Source organism: Curtobacterium phoenicis (assembly GCF_047238015.1).
Taxonomy (GTDB): domain Bacteria; phylum Actinomycetota; class Actinomycetes; order Actinomycetales; family Microbacteriaceae; genus Curtobacterium.
The window spans coordinates 2,501,713-2,525,103 of record NZ_JBDFLZ010000002.1; the positions used below are offsets into that span (position 1 = coordinate 2,501,713).

Genomic DNA, 23,391 nt, shown 5'->3' on the forward strand with positions numbered 1-23,391 from the left:
GGTCACCCGGGAACGGCTAGGCTTCCGTGCAGTACGGCAGCAGGGTTGCTGCGTACGACACACACGAGCATCTATCGACGGAGAGTGGGCGATCGGCTGTGTCGAGCCATCTGACCGGAACTGACGAGACCGCGGGCGAATTCGGGGCCAACGAGTGGCTCGTCGACGAGCTCTACGAGCAGTTCGTCGCGGACAAGACCTCGGTCGACGAGTCCTGGTGGCCGGTCCTCGAGAAGTTCCACCGCTCGCAGACCGGGCAGGCATCGCCGGCCGCTCCGGCCACCTCCACCCCGGTCACGGCAGCCCCGTCTCCGGCCTCCTCGTCTCCGTCCGCTCCGTCGGGGACCTCGCCCGCCGGGCAGTCGAGCACGCAGCAGCCGGCGACCGGCGACGCCCCGGCCGAGGCCAAGTCCGGACCGATCCAGGCGAAGACCACCTCGCGCCAGCCGACGCCGCAGCCGATCCCGGCCGAGGCGAACGACGCCACGGACGAGCACGAGGAGACCCACGAGGACGTGGCCACCCCGCTCCGGGGCATGGCGAAGACCCTGGCGTCGAACATGGACGCGTCGCTCACGGTCCCGACCGCGACGAGCGTCCGGACGATCCCGGCGAAGCTCATGATCGACAACCGGATCGTGATCAACAACCACCTCCGCCGGGCGCGTGGCGGGAAGATCTCGTTCACGCACCTCATCGGGTGGGCGATGGTGCAGGCGCTCAAGGAGTTCCCGAGCCAGAACGTGTTCTACGAGGAGCGCGACGGCAAGCCCTTCGTGGTCGAGCCGGCGCACGTCGGACTCGGCATCGCGATCGACGTCCCGAAGAAGGACGGCACGCGCTCGCTCCTCGTGCCGAGCATCAAGCGCGCCGAGACCCTGACGTTCGGACAGTTCCTCTCCGCCTACGAGGACCTCGTCAAGCGGGCACGCGACAACAAGCTCACGCCGGCGGACTTCCAGGGCACGACGATCTCGCTGACGAACCCCGGCGGCATCGGCACCGTGCACTCCGTCCCGCGCCTCACGAAGGGCCAGGGCTGCATCATCGGGGCCGGCGCTCTCGAGTACCCCGCGCAGTTCCAGGGCTCGGCGGAGAAGACCCTCGTCGAGCTCGGCATCGGCAAGACCATCACGCTCACGAGCACCTACGACCACCGCGTCATCCAGGGCGCCGGGTCGGGCGAGTACCTCAAGAAGGTGCACGAGCGGCTGATCGGCGGGCACGGTTTCTACGAGGGCATCTTCGCGGCGCTCCGCATCCCGTACAAGCCGATCCAGTGGGCGACCGACATCAACGTCGACCTCGCGCACCGCGTCAACAAGACCTCGCGCGTGCAGGAGCTCATCAACAGCTTCCGGGTCCGCGGCCACCTCATGGCGGACATCGACCCGCTCGAGTACCGCCAGCGCACCCACCCCGACCTTGAGATCGAGAACCATGGGCTGACCTTCTGGGACCTCGACCGCGAGTTCGTCACCGGCGGGCTCGCCGGCACCACGAACGCACCGCTGCGCGACGTGCTCGGCATCCTCCGCGACGCGTACTGCCGCACCACCGGCGTCGAGTACATGCACATCCAGGACCCGGAACAGCGCCGGTGGATGCAGTCCCACATCGAGGTCCCGTACGCGAAGCCGTCGAAGGAGGAGCAGCTCCGCGTCCTCGGCAAGCTCAACGAGGCCGAGGCGTTCGAGACCTTCCTGCAGACGAAGTACGTCGGCCAGAAGCGGTTCTCGCTCGAGGGCGGCGAGTCGACGATCGCGTTCCTCGACACGCTCATCCAGCAGGCCGCCGGTGCCGGGCTCGAGGAGGTCGCGATCGGCATGGCCCACCGCGGCCGCCTCAACGTCCTCACGAACATCGCCGGCAAGACCTACGGCCAGATCTTCCGCGAGTTCGAGGGGTCGTCCCTGCCGGGATCGGTGTCCGGGCAGGGCTCCGGCGACGTGAAGTACCACGTCGGCACCGAGGGCGTGTTCCGCGCGAGCGACGGCACGGCCATCCCCGTGACGATCGCGGCGAACCCGTCGCACCTCGAGGCGGTCGACGGCGTCCTCGAGGGCATCGTCCGCGCCAAGCAGGACAAGCAGGGCCCCGGGTCGACGAACGTGCTGCCGGTGCTCGTGCACGGTGACGCGGCGATGGCCGGACAGGGTGTCGTGGTCGAGACGCTGCAGATGTCCCAGCTCCGCGGGTACCGCACCGGCGGCACCGTCCACCTCGTCATCAACAACCAGGTCGGGTTCACCACCCCGCCGGAGTCGGCGCGGAGCTCGGTGTACTCGACCGACGTCGCGAAGACGATCCAGGCCCCGATCTTCCACGTGAACGGCGACGACCCCGAGGCCGTGTCCCGGGTCGCGGAGCTCGCCTTCGCCTACCGCGAGGAGTTCCACCGCGACGTCGTCATCGACCTCATCTGCTACCGCCGACGCGGGCACAACGAGGGCGACGACCCGTCGATGACCCAGCCGCTCATGTACAACCTCATCGAGGCGAAGCGCTCCGTGCGCACGCTGTACACCGAGGCGCTCGTCGGCCGCGGCGACATCACGCAGGAGGAGTACGACGAGGCGCACCGCGACTTCCAGGACCGCCTGGAGCGCGCGTTCGCGGAGACCCACGAGGCGCAGACCGGGACCATCCCGGTCATCACGGGCGAGGACGACGGGGCGGTCAACGGCCTCGAGCGTCCGACCGCGCAGCGGGACGACTCCGAGAACGACGTCCACGAGACCGCCGTCTCCAAGGACCTCGTCCGGGCCGTCGGCGACGCGCACAGCAACCCGCCGGCCGGGTTCCAGGTGCACCCGAAGCTGCAGCAGCTCCTTGCGAAGCGCACCGACATGACCCGGAACGGCGGCATCGACTGGGCGATGGCCGAGCTCATCGCGATCGGCTCCGTCCTCGTCGAGGGCAAGCCCGTCCGGCTCGCCGGCCAGGACGCCCGACGCGGCACGTTCGTCCAGCGCCAGGCGGTCTTCCACGACCGGGTGAACGGGCAGGAGTGGCTCCCGCTCGCGAACCTCACCGAGGACCAGGCACGCTTCACCATCTACGACTCGCTCCTGAGCGAGTACGCGGCGATGGCGTTCGAGTACGGCTACTCGGTCGAGCGTCCCGAGGCCCTCGTGCTCTGGGAGGCCCAGTTCGGCGACTTCGCCAACGGCGCGCAGACGGTCATCGACGAGTTCATCTCCTCCGCCGAGCAGAAGTGGGGGCAGCGCTCGGGCCTCGTGCTCCTGCTCCCCCACGGCTACGAGGGCCAGGGGCCGGACCACTCCTCGGCACGCATCGAGCGGTACCTGCAGCTCTTCGCCGAGGACAACATGGTGATCGCCCGGCCGTCGACCCCGGCATCGTGGTTCCACCTGCTGCGTCGGCAGGCGTGGGAACGCCCGCAGAAGCCCCTCGTCGTGTTCACCCCGAAGGCCATGCTGCGCCTGCGCCAGGCGACGAGCCCGGTCGAGGCCTTCACCAGCGGCACGTTCGAGGAGGTCATCGACGACGACCGCCAGCTCGACGCCGGTGCCGTTCGCCGCGTGGTGCTGCACTCCGGCAAGGTCCACCACGACCTCCGCGCCGAGGTCGAGAAGACCGGCCGCGGCGACGTCGCCCTCGTCCGGCTGGAGCAGCTCGCGCCGCTCCCCCTCGAGCGCATCCTCGAGGTGCTCGGCCGCTACCCGGACGCCGAGGTCGTCTGGGCACAGGAGGAGCCCGAGAACCAGGGGGCGTGGCCCTTCGTGTGCATGAACCTCTCGCCGCACCTGCAAGGCCGGCCGCTGTCGGTCGCGTCGCGTCCGGCGAGTGCCGCCCCCGCGACGGGCTCGTCGAAGCGCTCCGCGCAGGAGGCCACCGAGGTCATCCGCGCCGCGCTCGGCTGAGCGGGGGACGACGGAGGGCGGCCGCGCACTGCGCGGTCGCCCTCCGTCGTCACACGATGCGTCGTCGCGTCACACGATGCGGGTGTAGCGCACCCCGGCCTCGTGGTAGCCGCGCTTCTGGTAGAACCGGTGCGCGCTGTCCGTCGCGGCCGCGCTGACGGCGCTGAGGCGACGCGCGCCCTGCTCGGCCGCCCACGTCTCGAACGTGCCGAGGAGTGCCGAACCGGTGCCGTGCCTCCTGGCCGTCTCGTCGACGACGAGCAGCAGCAGCTGCGCGGTCGGCTCGTCCGAGGCGTACGCCCACGTGACCTGCGCACCCGCGACGGCCACCGCGCGACCGTCCTCACCGCGCACCAGCCACGTGCGGTGCCCGGCGGCCGGCGTGAGCCGTTCGAGCCGGGCGCGCATGTCCGTCGGGTCGACCTCGTGGCCGAGGAGGCGGACGAGGGCGCTGACGTCCGCGACGTCGTCGTCGGACCAGGTGGTGACGGACTCGACAGCAAGGGTCATGCCGCGACCCTACCGAGCACGGACGGCGTGTGACGACACGCTGACCGGGCTCGCAGGGCGGCGGCTGCGACGCCCGAGCGTCAGTGCGTCGCCTGCTCCACGCGGATGCGGGCCAGGACCTCGGCGCGGAGCTGCTCGGGGGCCGTCTCCTTGCAGGCACGTCGGACGGTCTCGATGAGGACGACGCCGACGCGGTGCTCGCTCGTGCAGTCCTCGCAGTCCGCCATGTGCTCGCGGATGTCCGCCGCGTCCTCGCGGCAGAGCTCGCCGTGCAGGAACTCCTCGAGCTCCGCCTTCGCCTTCGAGCAGTCGCAGCCGCTCATCGTGCTTCCTTCCCTTCGACGCGACCCGAGGTCGCAACAGGCTTCCGGCCGCGTCCGCGCATCGTCGCGGTCGACGCTGCGTCCGGGACGATGCCGGTCTCGCGGGCGTGGTCCGCCAGCAGCCCCCGGAGGAGGCGGCGGCCACGGTGGAGACGGCTCATGACCGTCCCCACGGGGGTCTTCATGATGTCGGCGATCTCCTGGTACGAGAAGCCCTCGACGTCCGCGAAGTACACGGCCATCCGGAAGTCCTCGGGGATCGCCTGCAGTGCGTCCTTCACCGCCGACGAGGGCAGGTGGTCGATGGCGTCCGCCTCGGCCGAGCGCGCCGAGATCGACTGCGTGACGCTCTCCGCACCGCCGAGCTGCCAGTCCTCGAGCTCGTCGATCGTGCCCTGGTACGGGTTCCGCTGGTTCTTGCGGTACGTGTTGATGAACGTGTTCGTGAGGATGCGGTACAGCCACGCCTTGAGGTTCGTGCCCTGCCGGAACTGCCGGAAGGCCGCGAACGCCTTGACGAAGGTCTCCTGCACGAGATCGGACGCGTCGGCGGGGTTGCGGGTCATCCGCATGGCCGCGCCGTACAGCTGGTCCATGAACGGCACCGCCTGCGCCTCGAAGAGCGAGCGGAGCTCCGACTCGGACACGGTCGTCTCGTCGGCGAGGACCTCGTCCTCGTCCTGGACCGCGTCGAGCTGCGCCTCGGTCTCCTCGACCAGGTCGTGCGGTGCTGCCTGCGGTTCGTCGGTGGTCATCACGGCCGAGTCTAGGCCGAGCGTGGTGACCGCGACGGGCAGGGGCGTCCGCTCGCGCGTCAGGGTTGCTGTCGCCAATGGTCCTCCCGGTGGGTTCAGTACCCTGGTGAACCGATGGCTGCCACGACGCATTCCCACCAGGCCCCCGACCCCTGGACCGCCCCCCGCGCGCGCGGACCCCTGCGCGGCGACGTGTCGCTGCCCGGGTCGAAGTCGCTGACCAACCGGGAGCTCGTGCTCGCCGCGCTCGCCGACGGCCCGTCCACCATCCGGCTGCCGCTGCACTCCCGCGACTCGGCACTCATGGTCGCCGCGCTCCGACAGCTCGGCGTGGGCATCGAGGAGGTCGCACCGGCGCCCGGACCGGACGGCACCACCGGCACCCCGAACCCGTACGGCCCGGACCTGCGGATCACCCCGGCGCCGATGCACGGCGACGTCCGCATCGACTGCGGTCTCGCCGGCACCGTGATGCGCTTCCTGCCCCCGCTCGCCGCCCTCGCGACCGGCCCGGTCACGGTCGACGGCGACCCGTACGCGCGGAAGCGGCCGATGGGCGCGATCATCCAGGCGCTCGTCGACCTCGGCGTGGACGTCACCGACGACGGCGACGGCGCGATGCCGTTCTCCTTCACCGGCACGGGCGCGGTCCGTGGCGGCTCGCTGACGATCGACGCGTCCGCGTCCTCGCAGTTCGTCTCCGGCCTGCTGTTGTCGGCGCCGCGCTTCACCGAGGGTCTGCACCTCGTGCACGCCGGCGAGCGGCTGCCGAGCCTGCCGCACATCGACATGACGGTCGAGGTCCTCCGGGCGCGCGGCGTGCGCGTCGACCAGCCCGCGGTCGGCGAGTGGGTCGTGCACCCCGGTCCGATCGCGGCACGCGACGTCACCATCGAGCCCGACCTGTCGAACGCCGCGCCGTTCGCGGTCGCCGCGCTCGTCGCCGGCGGGACGGTTCGCATCCGCACCTGGCCGACCGAGACGACCCAGGTCGGGGCCGACCTCGAGACGCTCCTGCCGCTGTGGGGCGCGACCGTCACGCGGGACGGCGACGACCTCGTGTTCGACGGCGGCGTCGGGGTGGCGGGCGGGGCCTCCCTGCCGGGGGTCGAACTCGACCTCTCGCGCGGCGGCGAGCTCGCCCCGGCGCTCGTCGCGCTCGCGGCGCTCGCGGACGCACCGAGCGAGGTCACCGGCATCGGTCACCTCCGCGGGCACGAGACGGACCGGCTCGCCGCGCTGGCGGCGGACCTGAACCGGACGGGAGGCACGGTGCGCGTACTCGACGACGGCCTCCGGATCGAGCCGGCTCCACTGCACGGCGCGGACTGGGCCGCCTACGACGACCACCGGATGGCGACGGCCGGAGCCGTCGTGGGTCTCGTCGTCGACGGCGTCGCCGTCGACGACATCGGCTCCACCGCGAAGACCCTCCCGCAGTTTCCCGAGCTGTGGGCCGAACTCGTGGCGACGGGGAGCGACACCGGGTCGACGGCGCCGGACGGGGTGACCCCGTGAGCTGGTGGGACGACGTCGACGGCGACGACACGGACGACGACGAGCCGTACGGGCAGTACGAGTCGAAGGTGCGGATCCGCCCGAACCCCAAGGGCAACCGGCCCCGCACGAAGGTCCGGCCGACGTACGAGGACGCGCCGGTCGGGTGGGTCACGAACGTCGACCGCGGGCGGTACGGGGTGCTCGTCGACCCCGGCGCACCGGACGAACGCGTGATCACGGCCACGAAGGCCCGGGAGCTCGGCAAGAAGTCGGTCGTCACGGGCGACCACGTGTCCCTCGTCGGGGACCTGTCAGGCGAACCGGGTTCGCTCGCGCGGATCGTGAAGGTCGCCGACCGCACCACGCTCCTCCGCCGCAGCGCCGACGACACGGACGAGGTCGAGCGCGTCATCGTCGCGAACGCCGACCAGATGCTCGTCGTCGTCGCGGCTGCCGACCCCGAACCGCGGACCCGGCTCATCGACCGCTACCTCGTCGCGGCGTTCGACGCGGGTCTCGACCCGATCCTCTGCATCACGAAGACCGACCTGGCCGACCCGGCGCCGTTCCTCGAGCACTTCGCCTGCCTCGACGTCCGGGTCGTCACGAGCCGTTCGGACGACGTCCCCTTCGACGCACTGCACGAGGTCCTCGACGACCGGGTCACCGTGACCGTCGGCCACTCGGGCGTCGGGAAGTCGACCCTCGTGAACGCCATCACCGGTGCGACCCGCGCGACCGGGCACGTGAACGCCGTCACGGGCCGGGGACGCCACACGTCGTCGTCCTCGATCGCGCTGCGGGTGCGGGACGGCGGCTGGATCATCGACACCCCCGGGGTCCGGTCGTTCGGCCTCGGCCACGTCGACCCCGCAAACGTCTTCCGCGCGTTCGCCGCCCACGCGGTGCCGGTGCGGGAGCCCGTCGACGGCATCCCCCTGTCGCAGGCGCACGACTGGGAGATCGTCGACCGGGTGGCGGACGGCGAGCTCGGACCGACCGGTGTCGAACGGCTCGACTCGTTCCGGGCGCTGCTGACGGGGATGGGCGCGGAGGACCCCGGGCAGGAGTAGCGGGGACGACCGGCCCAGCACGGCGCAGCCGACACGGCACCGCACGGCACCGCGGGCAACGCAGAGCACGCAGGGCGCCACCGCGGCGGGTGTATCGTTGCCCCACGTGTCTGAAGTTGCAAAGTACAACTACGCCTCGTCGAGCGCGACCCACGCCGCCCCGAAGGTCCACCACCCCCGGCCGGACAGCGTGTGGCGACCGAAGGGCCTCGGTACGGTGCTGCGGCACTTCGGCTCGCACATCCTCGTCCCGCTGTTCCTCGCCGCGGGCATGGGGTTGGCGTACCTCGGCGCGTTCCACGCCCCGTCGCCGCACGACCTCCCGGTCGGCATCGTCGGGCAGGGTGCTGCGACGCAGGTGTTCGCGCAGACCGTGACGGACCGGTCCGACGGGGCCCTCGTCGCGCACGTCGTGGCGGACACCGACCGCGCCGAGCAGCAGGTCCGCGACCGCGCGCTCGCCGCCGTCTACGCACCGAGGAGCACCGGCGCGACCCTCTACGTCTCGAGCGCCGCGTCCGAGACGACCGCCACCGCCGCGCAGAAGGTGTTCCTGCCGATCGCCTACGGCCAGCACCTGCCGTTCCGCGTGGTGGACGTCGTGCCCGCTGGCGGACAGGACTCGACCGGGCAGGGCCTCTTCTTCCTGCTGGTCGGCCTCAGCGTCGGCGGATACGCCTCGGCGATCGCCGTGGCGGCCGTCGCGACGAAGCTCCGCGGCGTCTGGACGGCCGCGGTCGGGCTCGCCACCGCGGGCGTCGTCGCGGGCATCGGCGTCGTCATCGCCGGCCCGGTGTACGGCGTCGTCGCGACCCACCGGTGGGAGGTCTTCCTCGTCGCGTGGCTGTACGACGCGGTGATCGTGGCGCTGGGGGTCGGGCTGCACCCGGTCCTCGGACGCTGGACCACGCCGATCCTCACGATGCTCTTCGTCATGCTCAACTTCACGAGCTCCGGCGGCATCTTCCAGCCGGCGTTCCAGCCGGGCTTCTTCGCGGCGCTCAACACGTTCTGGAGCGGCGCCGCATGGCTCCAGGTCGCGCAGGCCCTGCAGTACTTCCCCGGTGCGTCCATCGGTCGACCGATGCTCGTGCTGGCACTCTGGCTGGTCGTGGCCGTCCTGCTCTGCGTCGTCGTGCACGGACTGGCCGCCCGCCGGACCCGCATCGCCCGCGACCGCGTCGTGACCGCGCAGGAGGAGGACGAGGTCGTCGCCGCCTGAGGCCGGAAGCCGCGCACGGTGCTCGTCCGGGCCCGGGTGGCCCGGACGCTACGCTCGTCGCGTGGACCTCAGCGCCGACCTCGACTTCGCCCGCTCCCTCGCCGACACCGCTGACGCGATCAGCCTCGAACGCTTCCGCGCCGCCGACCTGCACGTGTCGAAGAAGGCCGACAGCACGCACGTCACGGACGCCGACCAGGCCGTCGAGCGGGCCCTGCGCGAGCGCCTCGCCGCCGAACGGCCGGGCGACGCGTTCCTCGGCGAGGAGACCACGGCGGACTCCGGCGCCGACGCGGTCAGCGAGGGGCACCGGCAGTGGGTGGTCGACCCGATCGACGGCACCGCGAACTACCTCCGGGGCGTACCGGTGTGGGCGACCCTCATCGCGCTCGCCGTGGACGGTCGTCCGGTCCTCGGCGTCGTGAGTGCTCCGGCGCTCGGCAAGCGGTGGTGGGCCGCCGAGGGGCTCGGCGCACACTCGCTCGACGGGCCGCTCCGCGTCTCCGGCGTCGACGAGCTCGGCGACGCCAGCCTCAGCTACAACAGCATCCAGCAGTGGGACGAGGACGACCGTCTGGAGGCGTTGGTCGCGCTGTCCCGGACGGTCTGGCGAACGCGGGCGTACGGGGACATGTGGTCGTACATGATGGTCGCCGAGGGCGTCCTCGACGTCGCCGGCGAACCGGACCTCAAGCCGTGGGACATCGCCGCACTGGTCCCCATCGTCGAGGAGGCCGGCGGCCGGTTCACCTCGCTCGACGGCGACCCGGGGCCCTGGCACGGCAGCGCGCTGGCCACGAACGGCCTGGTGCACGACGCCGTCGTGGACCTCCTGCGTCGCTGACACGCTGCCGGACGATCCGGAGAGCGCACTCCCCCTTCCCGCGGGGTCCCCGCAGGTCCCCCCTCGTCCGGGTGCACCACTCGATACCCGCGCGTACCCCGACGGGGACACTCGGGACCGGTCGGTCAGACCACCGAGCCGAACAGGCCCGTGGACACAGCGGAGTGGCCGCCACCGGCAGCGACCCGAGCTGTACCCCGTTCCTCTACCACACGCCCCGGAGCGCCTTCCCCACGACGGGGGTACCGCCCCCCGGACTGGGGACACCCCGGGGGTGAAATGTCCGCGGACGACCGGTCCACCCCGGCCGGACCTGGGTTACTGTCAACGGGACGCCAGGTCAGGTGACGTCTCGGATTCCCTAGATCCGGCTCGGAACGCGACCCGGTGTCAGTTCGTCGAAGACCCTAACCCGAGGGGTGATACAGACGATGACATCATCGTTCCCGAGCGGAACCGAGTGCACCCTCACTCGTTCTCCGCATTCCAACCACGAAGCTCCCACACGACCGGTGCAGCGCACGGCTTCCCTCCGCGCCCACCTCCGGTCCGCCTCCGCGCGCCTGTCCCTCGCTGCATCCGCCTCCGGACCCGGGAGCCGGTGAGTCATGGCACTCACCGGTCGCCGTCTCGAGGTCGACCGGATCGCGACCCTCGCCATGCTCCCTCGGGAGTCGGCGATGGTCGTGGTCGGCGACCCTGGTTCCGGGCGCAGCAGCGTCCTCGACGCGGTCGCACACCGCGTCTCCCTCCCCGTCGTCCGCGTCGGTGTGAACGGCAGTGAGTCCCACTGGCCCCTGGCCGGCGTGACCGCGCTCTTCACCGCCCTGGACGACCCCCGCGCCACCGCGCACATCGCCCACCTCCTGCAGGCGGGCAGCACCGGCGGCCAGGTCCCCGCCCGCGCCGGGTTGGCTGCCGCGCACGACTTCCTCGAGGCCGTGCACACGCTGACCCTGCCGCCCACGGTCGTCCTCATCGACGACCTCGACCGGATGGACGTCGAGAGCCAGGAGCTCATCGCGTTCCTCGCCGGTCGGTTGGCCGGCACGGCGCTCCGCGTGGTCTTCTCGGTCCGCTCCGTCCCCGCCGACGGCCCCCTCGCCGCGCTCCCGGCGCTGCGCCTGGAGCCCCTCGGCGAGGACGACTCGCTGACCCTCGCACGGGCGACCGCCCCGGAGGACGCGAACGACGGCGTCCTCGCGGTCCTCGCCCAGGAGACCGGCGGCAACCCCGGCGTCCTGCGTGAGCAGCTCGCCGCACTCACCCGGGGACAGCTGAACGGCACCGAGCCGCTCGTGCTGCCGCTCCGCCCCACGAAGACGACGGAAGCGATCGCCTCTGCCGTGCTCGACGCCGCTGCGGGACGCGATCTGGACGTCCTCGCTCGGCTCGCGCTCGTGCCGACCGCGACCGCCGCCGGGTGGGACCGCGACGCCCTCGACGACCTCGCGGACACGGGACTCGTCTCGGTGCGCGGTCAGCACGTGTCCGTCACGAACCCCCTCGTGCGTTCGTCGCTGTACTGGGGCACCGCCTCGCGGGACCGCCGTGCCGCGCACACCGCCCTCGCGGCGGTCACCGCGGACACCGACCAGCGCGCCCACGCCTGGCACCGGAGCTTCGTCGACGACGTCCCCGACGCCGTCGCGCTGCTCCGGGCGGCCCGGTCGTACGTGGTGGACGGCAACACCTCCGCGGCGACCGCGCTCACCGAACGGGCACTGCTCGTCGGCGGCGGCACCGAGGACGAGCACGAGGCGCTGCTCGGCGTGGCCGAGGTCATGCTGGCCAACCGCCTGCTCAGTGGAGCGGCGCGGTACCTCGCGGCGATCCGTCCGTTCCGGAGCACCGTCACCGAGGTCCGACGACTGCGACTGCAGTACTCCGTCGAGTTCCTCAGCGGCGACGCCGTGCACGCCGACGAGCTCCTTGTCCCGGCGGACACGACGGACCCGGTCGAGACCGACGCCGTCGCGGGGCTGCTCGCCACCGTGGCCTGCTTCCGCGCCGAGGTGTGGGAGCTGGACCAGGCGCGCGAGCTGCTGCACCGCGCCGAGCCGTACCTCGACACGGCCTCGCCGCACACGCTCGAGATCGTGTCGACGGCCCGTGACGTGATCGCGGCCGTCGACGGGACGCTCCCGGCCGACGCGGAGCTGCACGACGGACTCTCCGCGAACGTGCTGCTCGGCATGTCGGACCCGGCGCTGCTCCTCCTCGCCCACTCCCTGAGCCTCGGCGAGCGCTACCGCAGCGCACGTCGGGTGTTCGCCCTGGTGCTCGCCCGGGGGCCGCAGACGCCCCTGGTGTGGACCGAGGCGGCGCGGTACCTGTCCGCCGACAACGAGGTGCGCTCCGGCAACTTCCGGCAGGCGCTCCGGGCGATCGACGTGTGGGAGGCCGGTTCGGCCGCGGCGGAGCGGCTGCGTGAGCCGTCGCGGGTGATCGCGATCGCCTGGCGGCACTTCGCCGAGGGCCGGTCGTCGGAGGCGCTCGACGTCCTCGACGCCTGCCTGGCGCAGCGGTCGACCAACCGGCTCTGGGGCGCCACGGCCAAGCTGCACGCCCTGCGCGGTCAGGTGCTGCTGCTCGACGGTCGACTCGAGGAGGCTGCGGTGGCGCTCGAGGCCGCCGACGCCATCGGACGTCCGCTGCGGAACCCGGTCCTGCTCCGGCACCTCGGTGACCTGGTGGAGGCGTACGTGCGCCTCGGCCGGGTGGACGACGCCCGGGCGGTCACGGCCCGGCTCGCGGCGGACCACCACGCCCGTCCGTCGCGGTGGGGTGCGCTCGTCCTCGCGAGGAGCCTGGCGCTCGTCGCGGACGACACGACGCGGGAGACCGCACGCCGTCGGGCGCTCGAGCTGTTCCAGCCGCACGACTCGCAGTTCGAGCGTGCTCGGACGTTCGCTGCGCTGGCCGCGGTCGGGACGCCGACCGAGCGTCCGCGCCTCGGCGCGGCGGCTGCGGCCGCCTACGAGGCCGCGGGCCTGCGTCGGCCGCTCGTCACCCCGGCTCCGTCGGTGGCGATGCCGTCCTTCGGTGCGTCGTTGGTCCGGTCGGGTCCGACGGCGTCGGGGCCGGTCCCCGGGACGCCGCGGAGCGCTCCGGACGCGTCGGCGGCGTTCACGTCGCTGACCGCCGAGGAACGCGCCGTCGTGCAGAAGGTGACCGAGGGGTACCGCAACCGCGAGATCGCCTCGTCGCTCTTCATGTCACAGCGGACGGTGGAGCTGCGGCTCACGCAGATCTACCGCAAGGTGGGCGCGCGGTCGCGCTCGCACCTGGTCGCGCTCCTCACCTGATCACGGGTGACAGCTCGGTCGTGCCGCGACCACAGGACGGACGGGAGGCCCGGTACCAGCTGGTACCGGGCCTCCCGTCCGTCGTCTGCGTGCGGGTCGCCAGGGCGGGTGGACCTGTCCCCCGGATGCGGGGTTCCGCACCGCCGCACGCGCGGTGCGGTCCCCGCGCGGGGAACCGCAAGAGCGGCCGGACGTGCTTGCCGTGTCCACCGCACGCGGGTCACGCTTCTCCTGCACCGACCGCCGTGCTCCTCCGGGAGCCCGACCGCGGTACCCCGTTCGGTACCCGAACCGTCGGCTCACCAGACCGCCGTCGTCCGTCCTCGCCTGATCCGAGGACGGGCGGCGGCCTCGAGCCGACGGACCGAGCGCGCGGCAGACCCGACGGCGGTCGGTGCCGATCCCCCGAGCACCACCCCAGCAGTTCCCGACCCGAAGGGACGCCCGATGTGCGGCATCATCGCGGCCCGCGTCAGTGACGACGCGAGCCCCTACCTGCTCGACGGCCTCGAGCGACTCGAGTACCGCGGCTACGACTCCGCCGGCATCGCCGTCCGGACCGCCTCCGGTGGGACCGAGACGATCCGTTCCGTGTCGCGGGTCGGCGACCTGCGGACGCTCGTCGCCGCGCGGTCGGGTGACGCCCTCACCGGCGTCGGCATCGGGCACACGCGGTGGGCCACCCACGGCGCGGTCCGCGAGGCGAACGCACACCCGCACGCCGACTGCGGCGGCCGTGTGAGCGTCGTGCACAACGGCATCGTCGAGAACGCCGACGAGCTGCGTGCGACCCTCGAGCGGCAGGGCCACGTGTTCCGGTCCGACGTCGACTCCGAGGTCATCGCACACCTCGTCGAGCGGGCGCTCGCGGTGGACCCGGACCTCATGCTCGCGGTGCAGATCGCGACCGCACAGCTCGAGGGGTCGTGGGCGATCGTCGTCCTCGATGCCCGCGACGGTCGCATGGTCGTCGCGGCGGACCGCTCGCCGCTCGTGGTCGCGCGGTCGGCCCGCGGGGACTTCGTCGCGAGCGACGTCGGCGCGATCGCGGAGTGGTGCGAGACGTTCGTGGCGCTGCGGGACGGCGACGTCGTCGAGCTCGGCGAGGCGTGGACGTGGTCCTCCGGCGGGATCACCGTGCCGGTGCCGTTCCCGACGCCGTCCCCGTTCGCCGCGACGGCGCTCGACCTCGGTGACCACCCGGACCACATGGCGAAGGAGATCGAGGAGCAGCCGGCCGTCGTGTCGTCGATCCTCGAGCGCGTCGCGCGGCGAGCGGTCGACGGCAGCTTGTGGGTGGGCCTCGGCCTGCCCGGCTTCCACAGGCTCGCGATCGTCGCCTGTGGCACGTCCCTCAACGCCGGGCACGTGATCGCCACGGCGCTGCGCGGCATCGGCGGGATCCCGACGGACATCGTCGTGGCGAGCGAGGCGGACCAGGCGGTGCTCGGCGCCGGGACGCTCGTGGTCGCGATCAGCCAGTCCGGTGAGACCGCCGACGTCCTCCGGGCGCTGGACCGGTTCGACGACCGGCACCCGGTGCTCGCGCTCACGAACAACCTGCACTCGTCGCTCGCCCGCCGTGCGGACGCGGTGCTCGACTGCCACGCCGGTCCGGAGATAGGGGTGGCGGCGACGAAGACGTTCACCGCGCAGGTCGTGGTCGGCGTCGCGGCGATGATCGCGGCGATGGTCGCGTCCGGCCGGATCGGCACCGCGCGTGCTGCTGCGCTCGTCGGTGAGCTGTCCGAGCTGCCCGGTCGGGTGGAGCACGCCGCTGCGATCGCTGCCGACCGCATCCCGCTCCTGGTGGCGAACGTCCGGGATGCCTCCGGCTTCCTGTTCCTCGGGCGGGGGCAGGGCCTCGCCTACGCCGCGGAGGGTGCGTTGAAGCTCAAGGAGCTCAGCTACCGGTGGGCCGAGGCCTACCCGGCCGGTGAGCTGAAGCACGGACCGCTCGCGCTCGTCGACGAGGGCACCCCGGTCGTCGTCGTCGACCACGGCGAGCACCGGCTGCAGGCGAACATCGCCGAGGTCCGTGCCCGCGGCGGGTTCGTGATCACGATCGGCGGTGCGGGCTCGGACATCCCTGCACTCGCGGGTCGGGCGTCGAGCGGGTTGACCTGGGGAGCGAGCACCGCGCCGTGGGGTCCGCTCGAGGCCGTCGTGCCGCTGCAGATGCTAGCGCGTGAACTCGCCCTCCAGCTCGGGTGCGACGTGGACAAGCCCCGGAACCTCGCGAAGTCGGTGACGGTCGAATAGCCAGGCACCGGCCCGTGAACCGCCTGACGGTGTTCCTCGCCGTCCTCGCCGGGCTGACGATCATCGCCACCGTCGTGGTCGTCGCCTGGGTGCTCTCCACCTGATCCCTGTCCGGCGCCTGCCTCTTCCCTCGCGGGGCGCTGGTCGTGGAGCCCGTTCGTCGGGTGGGCCTGCCATGCTGGTCGCTTGACCACCGCAGCCCCGCCCCTCGTCTTCGTCGCCCTGCTCGTCGGGGCCGTCCTGCCGTTCGTGCCCGCCGTGGGCAGGGTGGCCCGGATCGCGGCGACCATCGTGCACGAGGTCGGGCACGTCGTCGTGGTGGTGCCGTTCGGCGGGCAGATCCGTCGCATCGACCTGCACCCGGACGGCTCCGGCGAGGCCTGGGTGCAGCTCGGGCGGGTGCCGGGCGCGATCCGCTGGCTCGTGCGGGTGCTCAACCTCTACGCGGGCTACAGCGCACCGCTCTGGGCCGGGGTGCTGCTCGTCACGGGGGTGCTGCACGGGTCGCGATGGCTGCCGGTCGCCGTGCTCGGGGTGGTGGGCGTCGTCGCGCTGCTCTTCGTCCGGAACTGGTTCGGGCTGCTCGTGGTGGTCGGCTTCGACGCGCTCGCGCTCTGGGTGGCCGTGCGCCCGTCGGACGCCACGGTGCTGGTCGTCGCCGCGGTCGGGGCGCTCTTCGTGGTGGACGGGCTGCGTTCGGTGGTGCAGGTGGCCCGGTGGCTGCTCACCGGTGCCCGGGTGCAGACGGACTTCCACATCGCCGCGGCGGAGATGCGGGTGCCGGCGTCGCTGTGGTTCGTCCTGTTCCTGGTCGTGAACGGCGTCGCGGTGTGGCTCGCCCGCGTCCCGCTCGCCGAGTCCTGGGCGACCGTCGCCGCGGGCGTCCGCGCCCTGTTCTGACGCGGCCCCGGTCCCGGGGCGCGGGGTGCCGGGATCACGAAACGCGCGCGTCTCGACGAAGCGCGCGTCGATCGACACGTGCAACGTCGATCCGTACGCCCGCAGCGGATGCGCGTGCATGGTGCGACTTCCCGCTCGTCGATCGAGGCGTGCAACGTCGCAGCCGTTCGGTGGTGCGCGCCCGACAGTGCGGCCCGGCGGACGACGGCACCCGCCGGGCGCCCGCCCGACCTGCGACGATGGACCGATGCGCCACACCGACGTGACCATCGCCCTCGCCCGCACCGACGACACCGTCCCCGGGGTCGTCGCAGCACGGCGGTTCGTGGCGGAGCACGGCGACGCGGCGCTCCGACGCGAGGACGGTCCGGAGCACCTCACCGCCTCGTGCTTCGTGTTCTCACCCGACCTCGAGCTGACCCTGCTCTGCCTGCACCGGAAGGGCGGCTTCTGGGTGCAGGTCGGCGGGCACCTCGAAGCGGACGACCGCGACCTCGCGGACACCGCCCGACGCGAGGCCCGCGAGGAGTCCGGCATCGCCGGCCTCGAGCTCCTCGACGACCGCATCGTCGACGTCGACCGGCACGACCTGCACAGCGGCTTCGGGGCGTGCACCGCGCACTGGGACGTCGGGTTCGTGGCGCTCGTCGACCCGTCGGCCACGACGGCGGTCAGCGACGAGAGCGACGACGTGCGGTGGTTCCCCGTGGACGCACTGCCGGACGCCCTGCCCTCGACGTTCCCCCACCGACTCCTCGCCGCGCGGGAAGCCGCACGCGACGACGCGACGCGCAACGCCGCCCGCGCCGGCTGATCAGCCCGCTCGGCGCACCGTCACTCCCAGGGATGCTGCTCCAGCGCCACGGGGTCGAACACCCGTCCACCGGCGACGACGAGCGACCGCGGCACCCGCCGCACCAGCGCGTCCATCGGGTTCTCCGCGTCGACGAGCACCACGTCCGCCCGCGCCCCGGCCACGAGGTCGTGCACCTCGTCCGTCACGAACGCGCCACCGTCCCGCGACGCGAGCTCCACGACCCGCAGCAGGTCCGCATCGCGGACGACCCCGCCGGCGCGGGCGTACTGCCACGCGATCCCGAGCAGGTCCCCGTCGCCGTACGGGCTCCACAGGTCGCGGATCCCGTCGGTGCCGAGGCCGAACCGGACCCCGGCCTCGTCGAACTCGTGCAACGGCAACTGGCGCATCCGCACCGGTGCGACGGTCGTCATCGTCACGCCGAGCCCAGCCATCCGGGCGAGCAGGTCGCGCCGCCGCACGGGGTCGACGTCGACGATCGCGAAGCCGTGCGCGATGTTGACCTTCCCCGGCGCGATCCCGCCGCGTTCGACCCGGTCGAGCACGAGGTCGAACGCGAACGCCCCGAGCTCGGCCGGCTCGTGGAGGTGCAGGTCGATGCCGCAGCCGGTGTCGGCCGCGATCGCGAACAGTCCGTCGAGCTGCCCGACCGGATCGCGGTCGATGAGCGACGGGTCGAGCCCGCCGATGTGCTCCGCGCCGGCGAGCGCCGCCTGCCGCAGCAGGTCGAGGACACCCGGCCGACGGAGCACCCCGTCCTGCGGGAACGCCACGATCGCGACCTCCACCGCGTCGTCGAGCGCCGCTGCCGCAGCTCGGACGGCATGGATGCCCCGGAGTCCGACCCCGAGGTCCACGTCGACGTGTGTACGGACCCGGGTCGTGCCCGTGCGCAGCCCCTCGCGGAGCACCCGCGTGGCGACGTCGACGCCCGGGATGCCGAGGGCGTCCCGTCGTGCGCGCTCGTGGGCGATGCGACCCTGGGTCCCGCCGTCACCGCCGTACGACTCCCACGGGCGGCCCCACCAGCTCTTGTCGACGTGTGCGTGGGCGTTGACGAGCCCCGGGAGCGCGAGGTGGCCGTACCCGTCGACGACGGCCGCTCCGTCCGGCGTGTCCGAGCCGGTCGGGACCACGGCGGCGATGCGGTCGTCGGCCACGAGGACGTCCGACGGGTCACCACCCCACGGTCGGACGTTGCGGAGGACCAGGTCGACGTCGGCGTGGAGCATGCCTCCAGCGTGGCAGAAGTGCCGGGGCACGACCTCGCGCGCTCGTGCCGATTGGACCTCGGGTCGTAACCGACCGCAGCATTCGCCTGTCCACCGAGCGCAGCGTGCAAGAGTTCCGACACCCGACGACCGGTGGAGGAACCATGAGCAACGAGGAGCACGGCTTCGCGACCGAGCAGGTGCACGGCGGCTTCGTGCCGGACACCGCGCACGGCGCCCGGGTCCCCGCGATCCACATGTCCTCCGGGTTCCTCTTCGACGACTTCGACCAGGCCCGCGACCGCTTCGCGGGCACGGACGACGGCTACACGTACACGCGCCTCGGCAACCCGACCACCGCGGACGTCGAGCGACGCATCGCTCTGCTCGAGCGGAGTGCCGAGGCGATCCTCGTCGGCAGCGGCCAAGCGGCGGCGACGGTGGCCTTCCTCGGGCTGCTGCAGGCCGGTGACCACGTCGTCAGTGCACGGAGCATCTACGAGGGCACCCGCGGTCTGCTCGTCCAGAACCTCGGTCGGCTCGGCATCGAGGTGGACTTCGTCGCCGACGCCCGCGACCTCGACGCGTGGGCGGCCGCGGTCCGACCGAACACGAAGGCGTTCTTCGCCGAGACGATCCCGAACCCCAAGAACGACGTGCTCGACATCACGGGCGTGGCCGACGTCGCACACCGGGCGGGTGTGCCGCTCGTGGTCGACAACACCCTCGCCACGCCGTACCTCGTCCGTCCGGTGGAGCACGGCGCGGACATCGTCGTGCACTCCGCGTCGAAGTTCCTCTCGGGGCACGGGGCGGGGCTCGGCGGCGTGGTCGTCGACGGAGGACGGTTCGACTGGTCGGCGGCTCCCGAGCGGTGGACGCACCTGACGACGCCGGAGCGCTCGCTCGGGGGGCAGAGCTACGTCGAGCGCTTCGGCAGCCGGGCGTTCGTCGTGTACGCGCGGGACGTGGTCGCCTCCCGGATCGGTCCCACGCCGTCGCCCTTCAACGCGTTCCTGCTCCGGCAGGGCATCGAGACGCTGAGCCTGCGCGTCGAGCGCCACAGCGCGAACGCGCTGGCGATCGCGGAGTACCTGGACCAGCAGCCGGAGGTGACGAGCGTCGACCACGCGGGCCTGGCCTCCAGTCCGTTCCACGACCTCGCCCGTCGCTACCTGCCGCGCGGTGCCGGCTCCGTCTTCGCGTTCACGCTCGCCGGTGGTGAGCCGGCCGCACGCACGTTCATCGACGCGGTGCAGCTGTTCAGCCGGATGACCCACCTCGGCGACGTGCGGTCGCTCATCCTGCACCCCGCGACGACCACCCACGCGGGCCGGACCCCCGAGGAGCGCGCCGAGCAGGGCATCTGGGACGGCCTGATCCGACTGTCGGTCGGCATCGAGGACGTCGCGGACCTGATCCGCGACCTGGACCGCGGCTTCTCCGCGATCCGCGAGGGCCGCGTCGACGCGCGACCGGGCACCGGCCTGGAGGCTCGGGTCGACCCCGCCTCGGAGGTCGCGTCGCTCGCGCACACCGTCCCGCAGGGGCACGTCATCGCCGAGGAGGTCTGAGCATGGCCGGACTGCAGCACTTCGGGTACTTCTTCTCGCGCGGGTTCGGCCCGCAGGCGTGGGGCCGCGACGACTGGCACTGGGGGCACGACTGGACGAAGCCGGACCTGTACCAGCAGTCCGTCCGCGCGCTCGAGCAGGCCGGGATGGACCTCGTGATCGCCGAGGACGCGATCTCGCTCGGGAACCCGTCGACGCTGGACCTGCGCATCCGGCAGGCGTACGGCGGACCGAAGCACGATCCGCTGCTCCTCGCGCCGTACCTGTTCGCGGCGACGTCGCGCATCGGCATCGCGCCGACGATCAACGCCGGGTTCACGCCGCCGTACCTCGCCGCTCGGCAGGCCGCGACGCTCGCGCACCTGTCCGGCGACCGCTTCGGCCTGAACGTGGTGACCGACACCGGGAGCTCCCGGCACGCCGGCCTCGCGCCGCTGCCGCACGACGCCGCGTACGACCGGGCCGAGGAGTGGCTGCAGCTCGTCCGTCGGCTGTGGCACTCGTGGGGGCCGCACGGCTTCGTCGGGGACTCGTCCGACTGGCACTTCGCGGACGGCGACGCGCTCGACGCGTTCCACCACGAGGGCGCGTACTTCACGGCCGACGGGCCGCTCAACGCACTCCCCCTCGACACCGACCCCGTGATCGTCTCTCCCGGCGGGTCCGGCCGAGGACTCGGGTTCGCCGGGACACACTCCGACGTGCAGCTCGCCCTCGCGCCGCTCTCGGCTGCGGCCGTCCGCGACTACCGGGCCCGGGTGCTCACCGCCGCCTCCGACGCCGGACGGTCGGCCGACGACATCCGCGTGCTGTTCGTGCTGAAACCCGTCGTCGTGTCCTCCCCCGAGGAGGCCGACCGGATCGTCGCCGCGTCCGCACACCCGACGGACGAGGCCCTCCGTGCCGCCGCGGTCGCCTGGTCGAGCGACTCCGAGACCGACCTGCTGTCGCTCGACCTCGACCGGCCGATCCCCGCCGGGACCTTCGGCGACCACGTCTCCGCCGGCACGATCCGCGGCCTCGTCGGGGACACCCCGGACGCGCCGCTCCGGGAGCTCCTCACCCGCAAGGCACGACTCGGTCGGATCAGCGCCCGTGACGGCTTCGTCGGCACGGCGGACGAGTTCGCCGACTTCGTCGAGGAGCTCGGTGCCGACGCCGACAACGACGGCTTCATCCTCTCCGGTGACCTGCACCCGGCGCAGGTGTACCGGATGCTCGGCGACCTGGTCCCGGTGCTGCGGCAGCGCGGGCTGCTGCGGCGCGAGTACGGCGACGGCGGGATCCGGGGCAACCTGTTCGACTTCTGACCGGCTGTTCTCCGGGCACCGGGGTCGTCTGGGCGACGAAACGCGCGCGTTCCGACAAAACGCGCGCGTCCCGACGAAACGCGCGCGTCCCGACGTTGCTCGTGTCGATCGACACGTGCGACGTCGGAGCGCGCGCGTTCCTCGGCCCTGGGGCGGTGGTGGACCGGGGTCAGTGGTGGACGGGCTCCACCACGTTCGACTCCTCGACCTCGCGGACGTCCTCGGCGGTGCGGAGGATCTCCTCGCGCGAGCTCGCCGAGTTGATCGCCCAGTAGTAGATCACCAGCGAGAAGACCGCGACGACGACGATGTCGACCCACAGCGGGAAGACCGGGTTCTGCAGCGGACCGAAGTCGCTGAGGAACACGATGAGCCCCATGCCGATCAGGTAGGGCAGCAGCCACTGGGCCGCCTTCCAGTCCCAGCGGGGGCGAACGCTCGAGGCGCCGCGGAACACGTTGTTCAGGACGATGACGACCGCGCCGATGAGGATCGCGACGCCGAGCTTCCAGTCGGTGTCCCATCCGGTCCAGAGGATGATGAGGTTCGCCACGATGAACGCGATCGGCGAGAACACCGCCGCGGCCGGCATGCGGTACGGCCGTTCGATGTCGGGGATGCGCTTCCGGAACGCCCCGAGTGCGAGCGGCGCGCCGGCGTACATGAGGACCGACGCACTCGTGATGAGGCTGACGAGGCCCTGCCACGACGGGAACGGCGCGAAGCAGGCGCAGCCGACCACGAAGGCGGTGACCAGACCGACCCACGGAACACCCGCCTTGGTCGTCCACTCGAACGCCTTCGGGAAGTAGCCGTTGCGGCTCAGTCCGTAGGAGATGCGGGTCGTCGCCGTGACGTAGATGAGGCCGGTGCCACCGGGAGAGATGATCGCGTCGATGAAGATGATCACCGCGAGCCAGGTGATGCCGGCGGCCATCGCGATGTCGGCGAAGGGACCGGTGTACTTGGTGAAGTCCGCGGTCGCCCACGAGCCCTGGATCGCCCCCGACTGCAGCGCACCGAGGAACACGATCTGCAGCAGCAGGTAGATCACGAGGCCGATGATGACCGAGCCGATGACGGCGCGGGGGATGTCGCGCTTCGGGTTCTTCGCCTCGCCGGCGAGCTGGTCGGCCTGCTCGAACCCGAGGAACGCGAAGATGATGCCGGACGTCGACACGGCCGCGAGGATGCCCTTCGCGCCGCCGGGCAGGAAGCCGTCCGCCGCCGTGAAGTTGCTGCCGTGGAAGCCGCTGAACGCCAGGACGATGATGACGAGCAGGGGGATGGCGACCTTCCACCAGGTCGCGGCCGAGTTCGTGTTCGCGAGGATGCGGACGCTCAGCAGGTTGACCGCGGTGACGACGGCCATGAGCACGATCGCGACCGCGATGCCGGACCCGGTGAGCAGCTGCTGCGTCTCGCCGTCCACGACCGTGGTGTGCAGCCAGGGGTGCGCGAACTGCCAGTGCTGCGCGTACTTGATCATCGCCTCGACCTCGATCGGGGCGACGGTCACGGACTGCAACCAGGAGAACCAGCCGAAGGACGCGCCGGCGATGCCACCGAACGCGATGTGCGGGAACCGTGCCGTGCCGCCGGCGATCGGGAACATGCCGCCGAGTTCCGCGTGCACGAGCGCGAGGACGAGGACGGCCACGCCGCCGATGACCCACGAGATGATCGCGGCGGGACCCGCCGTCTTCAGGGCTTCCTGCGAGCCGAAGAGCCATCCGGATCCGATGATGGACCCCGTCGATGCCCAGATGAGGCCGATGAAGCCGACGTTGCGCTTCAGGCCGGAGTCCGGCAGCGCCTGTGTCGTCGTTGTTGCCACTGTTGCTCCTGTCGAGTGACGCGAACCCCGCGATCATGGGGAGCGCGTGCATCGACAA

The 23,391-nt window shown here is 72.3% G+C and carries 16 protein-coding genes; 11 read left to right on the plus strand and 5 right to left on the minus strand.

Annotated features, from left to right (window positions below):
• The first annotated feature begins 98 nt into the window (after window positions 1-98).
• Entirely contained in the window at window positions 99-3,887 is a 3,789-nt protein-coding gene (locus tag ABC270_RS12000) for a multifunctional oxoglutarate decarboxylase/oxoglutarate dehydrogenase thiamine pyrophosphate-binding subunit/dihydrolipoyllysine-residue succinyltransferase subunit (RefSeq protein WP_412881001.1), read from the plus strand.
• Between the two features lie 69 nt (window positions 3,888-3,956).
• On the opposite strand, the gene ABC270_RS12005 is transcribed toward ABC270_RS12000, so the two are convergent.
• The 3 genes from ABC270_RS12005 to ABC270_RS12015 form a co-directional block, all read right to left on the minus strand.
• Entirely contained in the window at window positions 3,957-4,397 is a 441-nt protein-coding gene (locus ABC270_RS12005) for a GNAT family N-acetyltransferase (protein WP_412881002.1), read from the minus strand.
• Window positions 4,398-4,477: 80 nt separating this feature from the next.
• Window positions 4,478-4,720 (minus strand): zf-HC2 domain-containing protein, encoded by a 243-nt coding sequence (locus ABC270_RS12010; protein WP_412881003.1) that lies wholly within the window; start codon window positions 4,718-4,720, stop codon window positions 4,478-4,480.
• Window positions 4,717-5,475 carry a sigma-70 family RNA polymerase sigma factor gene (locus ABC270_RS12015; RefSeq protein WP_412881004.1) on the minus strand — a complete coding sequence of 253 codons (759 nt, stop codon included), beginning with the start codon at window positions 5,473-5,475 and terminating at the stop codon, window positions 4,717-4,719. Before ABC270_RS12015 ends, ABC270_RS12010 begins: the two co-directional genes overlap by 4 nt.
• 114 nt (window positions 5,476-5,589) lie before the next feature.
• Between ABC270_RS12015 and aroA the strand changes: the two genes are divergently transcribed.
• From aroA to ABC270_RS12055, 8 genes are all read left to right on the plus strand, one after another.
• Window positions 5,590-6,993 (plus strand): 3-phosphoshikimate 1-carboxyvinyltransferase, encoded by a 1,404-nt coding sequence (gene aroA, locus ABC270_RS12020; protein WP_412881005.1) that lies wholly within the window; start codon window positions 5,590-5,592, stop codon window positions 6,991-6,993.
• On the plus strand, window positions 6,990-8,048 hold the full coding sequence (gene rsgA / locus ABC270_RS12025; RefSeq protein WP_412881006.1) for a ribosome small subunit-dependent GTPase A: 1,059 nt from the start codon (window positions 6,990-6,992) through the stop codon (window positions 8,046-8,048). The genes aroA and rsgA overlap by 4 nt, the downstream gene beginning before the upstream one ends.
• Before the next feature lie 106 nt (window positions 8,049-8,154).
• A complete protein-coding gene (locus ABC270_RS12030) occupies window positions 8,155-9,270 on the plus strand; it encodes an ABC-2 transporter permease (RefSeq protein ID WP_412881007.1) in 1,116 nt (371 codons plus the stop codon).
• A 61-nt stretch (window positions 9,271-9,331) separates the two neighbouring features.
• On the plus strand, window positions 9,332-10,114 hold the full coding sequence (locus ABC270_RS12035) for an inositol monophosphatase family protein (RefSeq protein WP_412881008.1): 783 nt from the start codon (window positions 9,332-9,334) through the stop codon (window positions 10,112-10,114).
• A gap of 608 nt (window positions 10,115-10,722) precedes the next feature.
• On the plus strand, window positions 10,723-13,422 hold the full coding sequence (locus ABC270_RS12040; RefSeq protein ID WP_412881009.1) for a helix-turn-helix transcriptional regulator: 2,700 nt from the start codon (window positions 10,723-10,725) through the stop codon (window positions 13,420-13,422).
• A 447-nt stretch (window positions 13,423-13,869) separates the two neighbouring features.
• Window positions 13,870-15,684, plus strand: coding sequence for a glutamine--fructose-6-phosphate transaminase (isomerizing) (gene glmS, locus ABC270_RS12045; protein WP_412881010.1), 1,815 nt, complete (start codon window positions 13,870-13,872; stop codon window positions 15,682-15,684).
• Window positions 15,685-15,870: 186 nt separating this feature from the next.
• Complete coding sequence (locus tag ABC270_RS12050; RefSeq protein WP_412881011.1) at window positions 15,871-16,584, plus strand: M50 family metallopeptidase; 714 nt, start codon at window positions 15,871-15,873, stop codon at window positions 16,582-16,584.
• 247 nt (window positions 16,585-16,831) lie between these two features.
• Window positions 16,832-17,398, plus strand: a complete 567-nt coding sequence (locus ABC270_RS12055; protein WP_412881012.1) for an NUDIX hydrolase — start codon at window positions 16,832-16,834, stop codon at window positions 17,396-17,398.
• Window positions 17,399-17,418: 20 nt separating this feature from the next.
• On the opposite strand, the gene ABC270_RS12060 is transcribed toward ABC270_RS12055, so the two are convergent.
• A complete protein-coding gene (locus ABC270_RS12060; RefSeq protein ID WP_412881013.1) occupies window positions 17,419-18,633 on the minus strand; it encodes an amidohydrolase family protein in 1,215 nt (404 codons plus the stop codon).
• Between the two features lie 143 nt (window positions 18,634-18,776).
• Here ABC270_RS12060 and ABC270_RS12065 point away from each other — a divergent pair, with 143 nt between their 5' ends.
• Window positions 18,777-20,186: an O-acetylhomoserine aminocarboxypropyltransferase/cysteine synthase family protein gene (locus ABC270_RS12065; RefSeq protein ID WP_412881014.1), complete on the plus strand. Its 1,410-nt coding sequence runs from the start codon at window positions 18,777-18,779 to the stop codon at window positions 20,184-20,186.
• A 2-nt stretch (window positions 20,187-20,188) separates the two neighbouring features.
• Window positions 20,189-21,496: an LLM class flavin-dependent oxidoreductase gene (locus tag ABC270_RS12070; RefSeq protein WP_412881015.1), complete on the plus strand. Its 1,308-nt coding sequence runs from the start codon at window positions 20,189-20,191 to the stop codon at window positions 21,494-21,496.
• A gap of 169 nt (window positions 21,497-21,665) precedes the next feature.
• Here ABC270_RS12070 and ABC270_RS12075 read toward each other — a convergent pair whose 3' ends face one another.
• Window positions 21,666-23,333 carry an APC family permease gene (locus ABC270_RS12075; RefSeq protein WP_412881016.1) on the minus strand — a complete coding sequence of 556 codons (1,668 nt, stop codon included), beginning with the start codon at window positions 23,331-23,333 and terminating at the stop codon, window positions 21,666-21,668.
• Window positions 23,334-23,391: the final 58 nt, after the last annotated feature.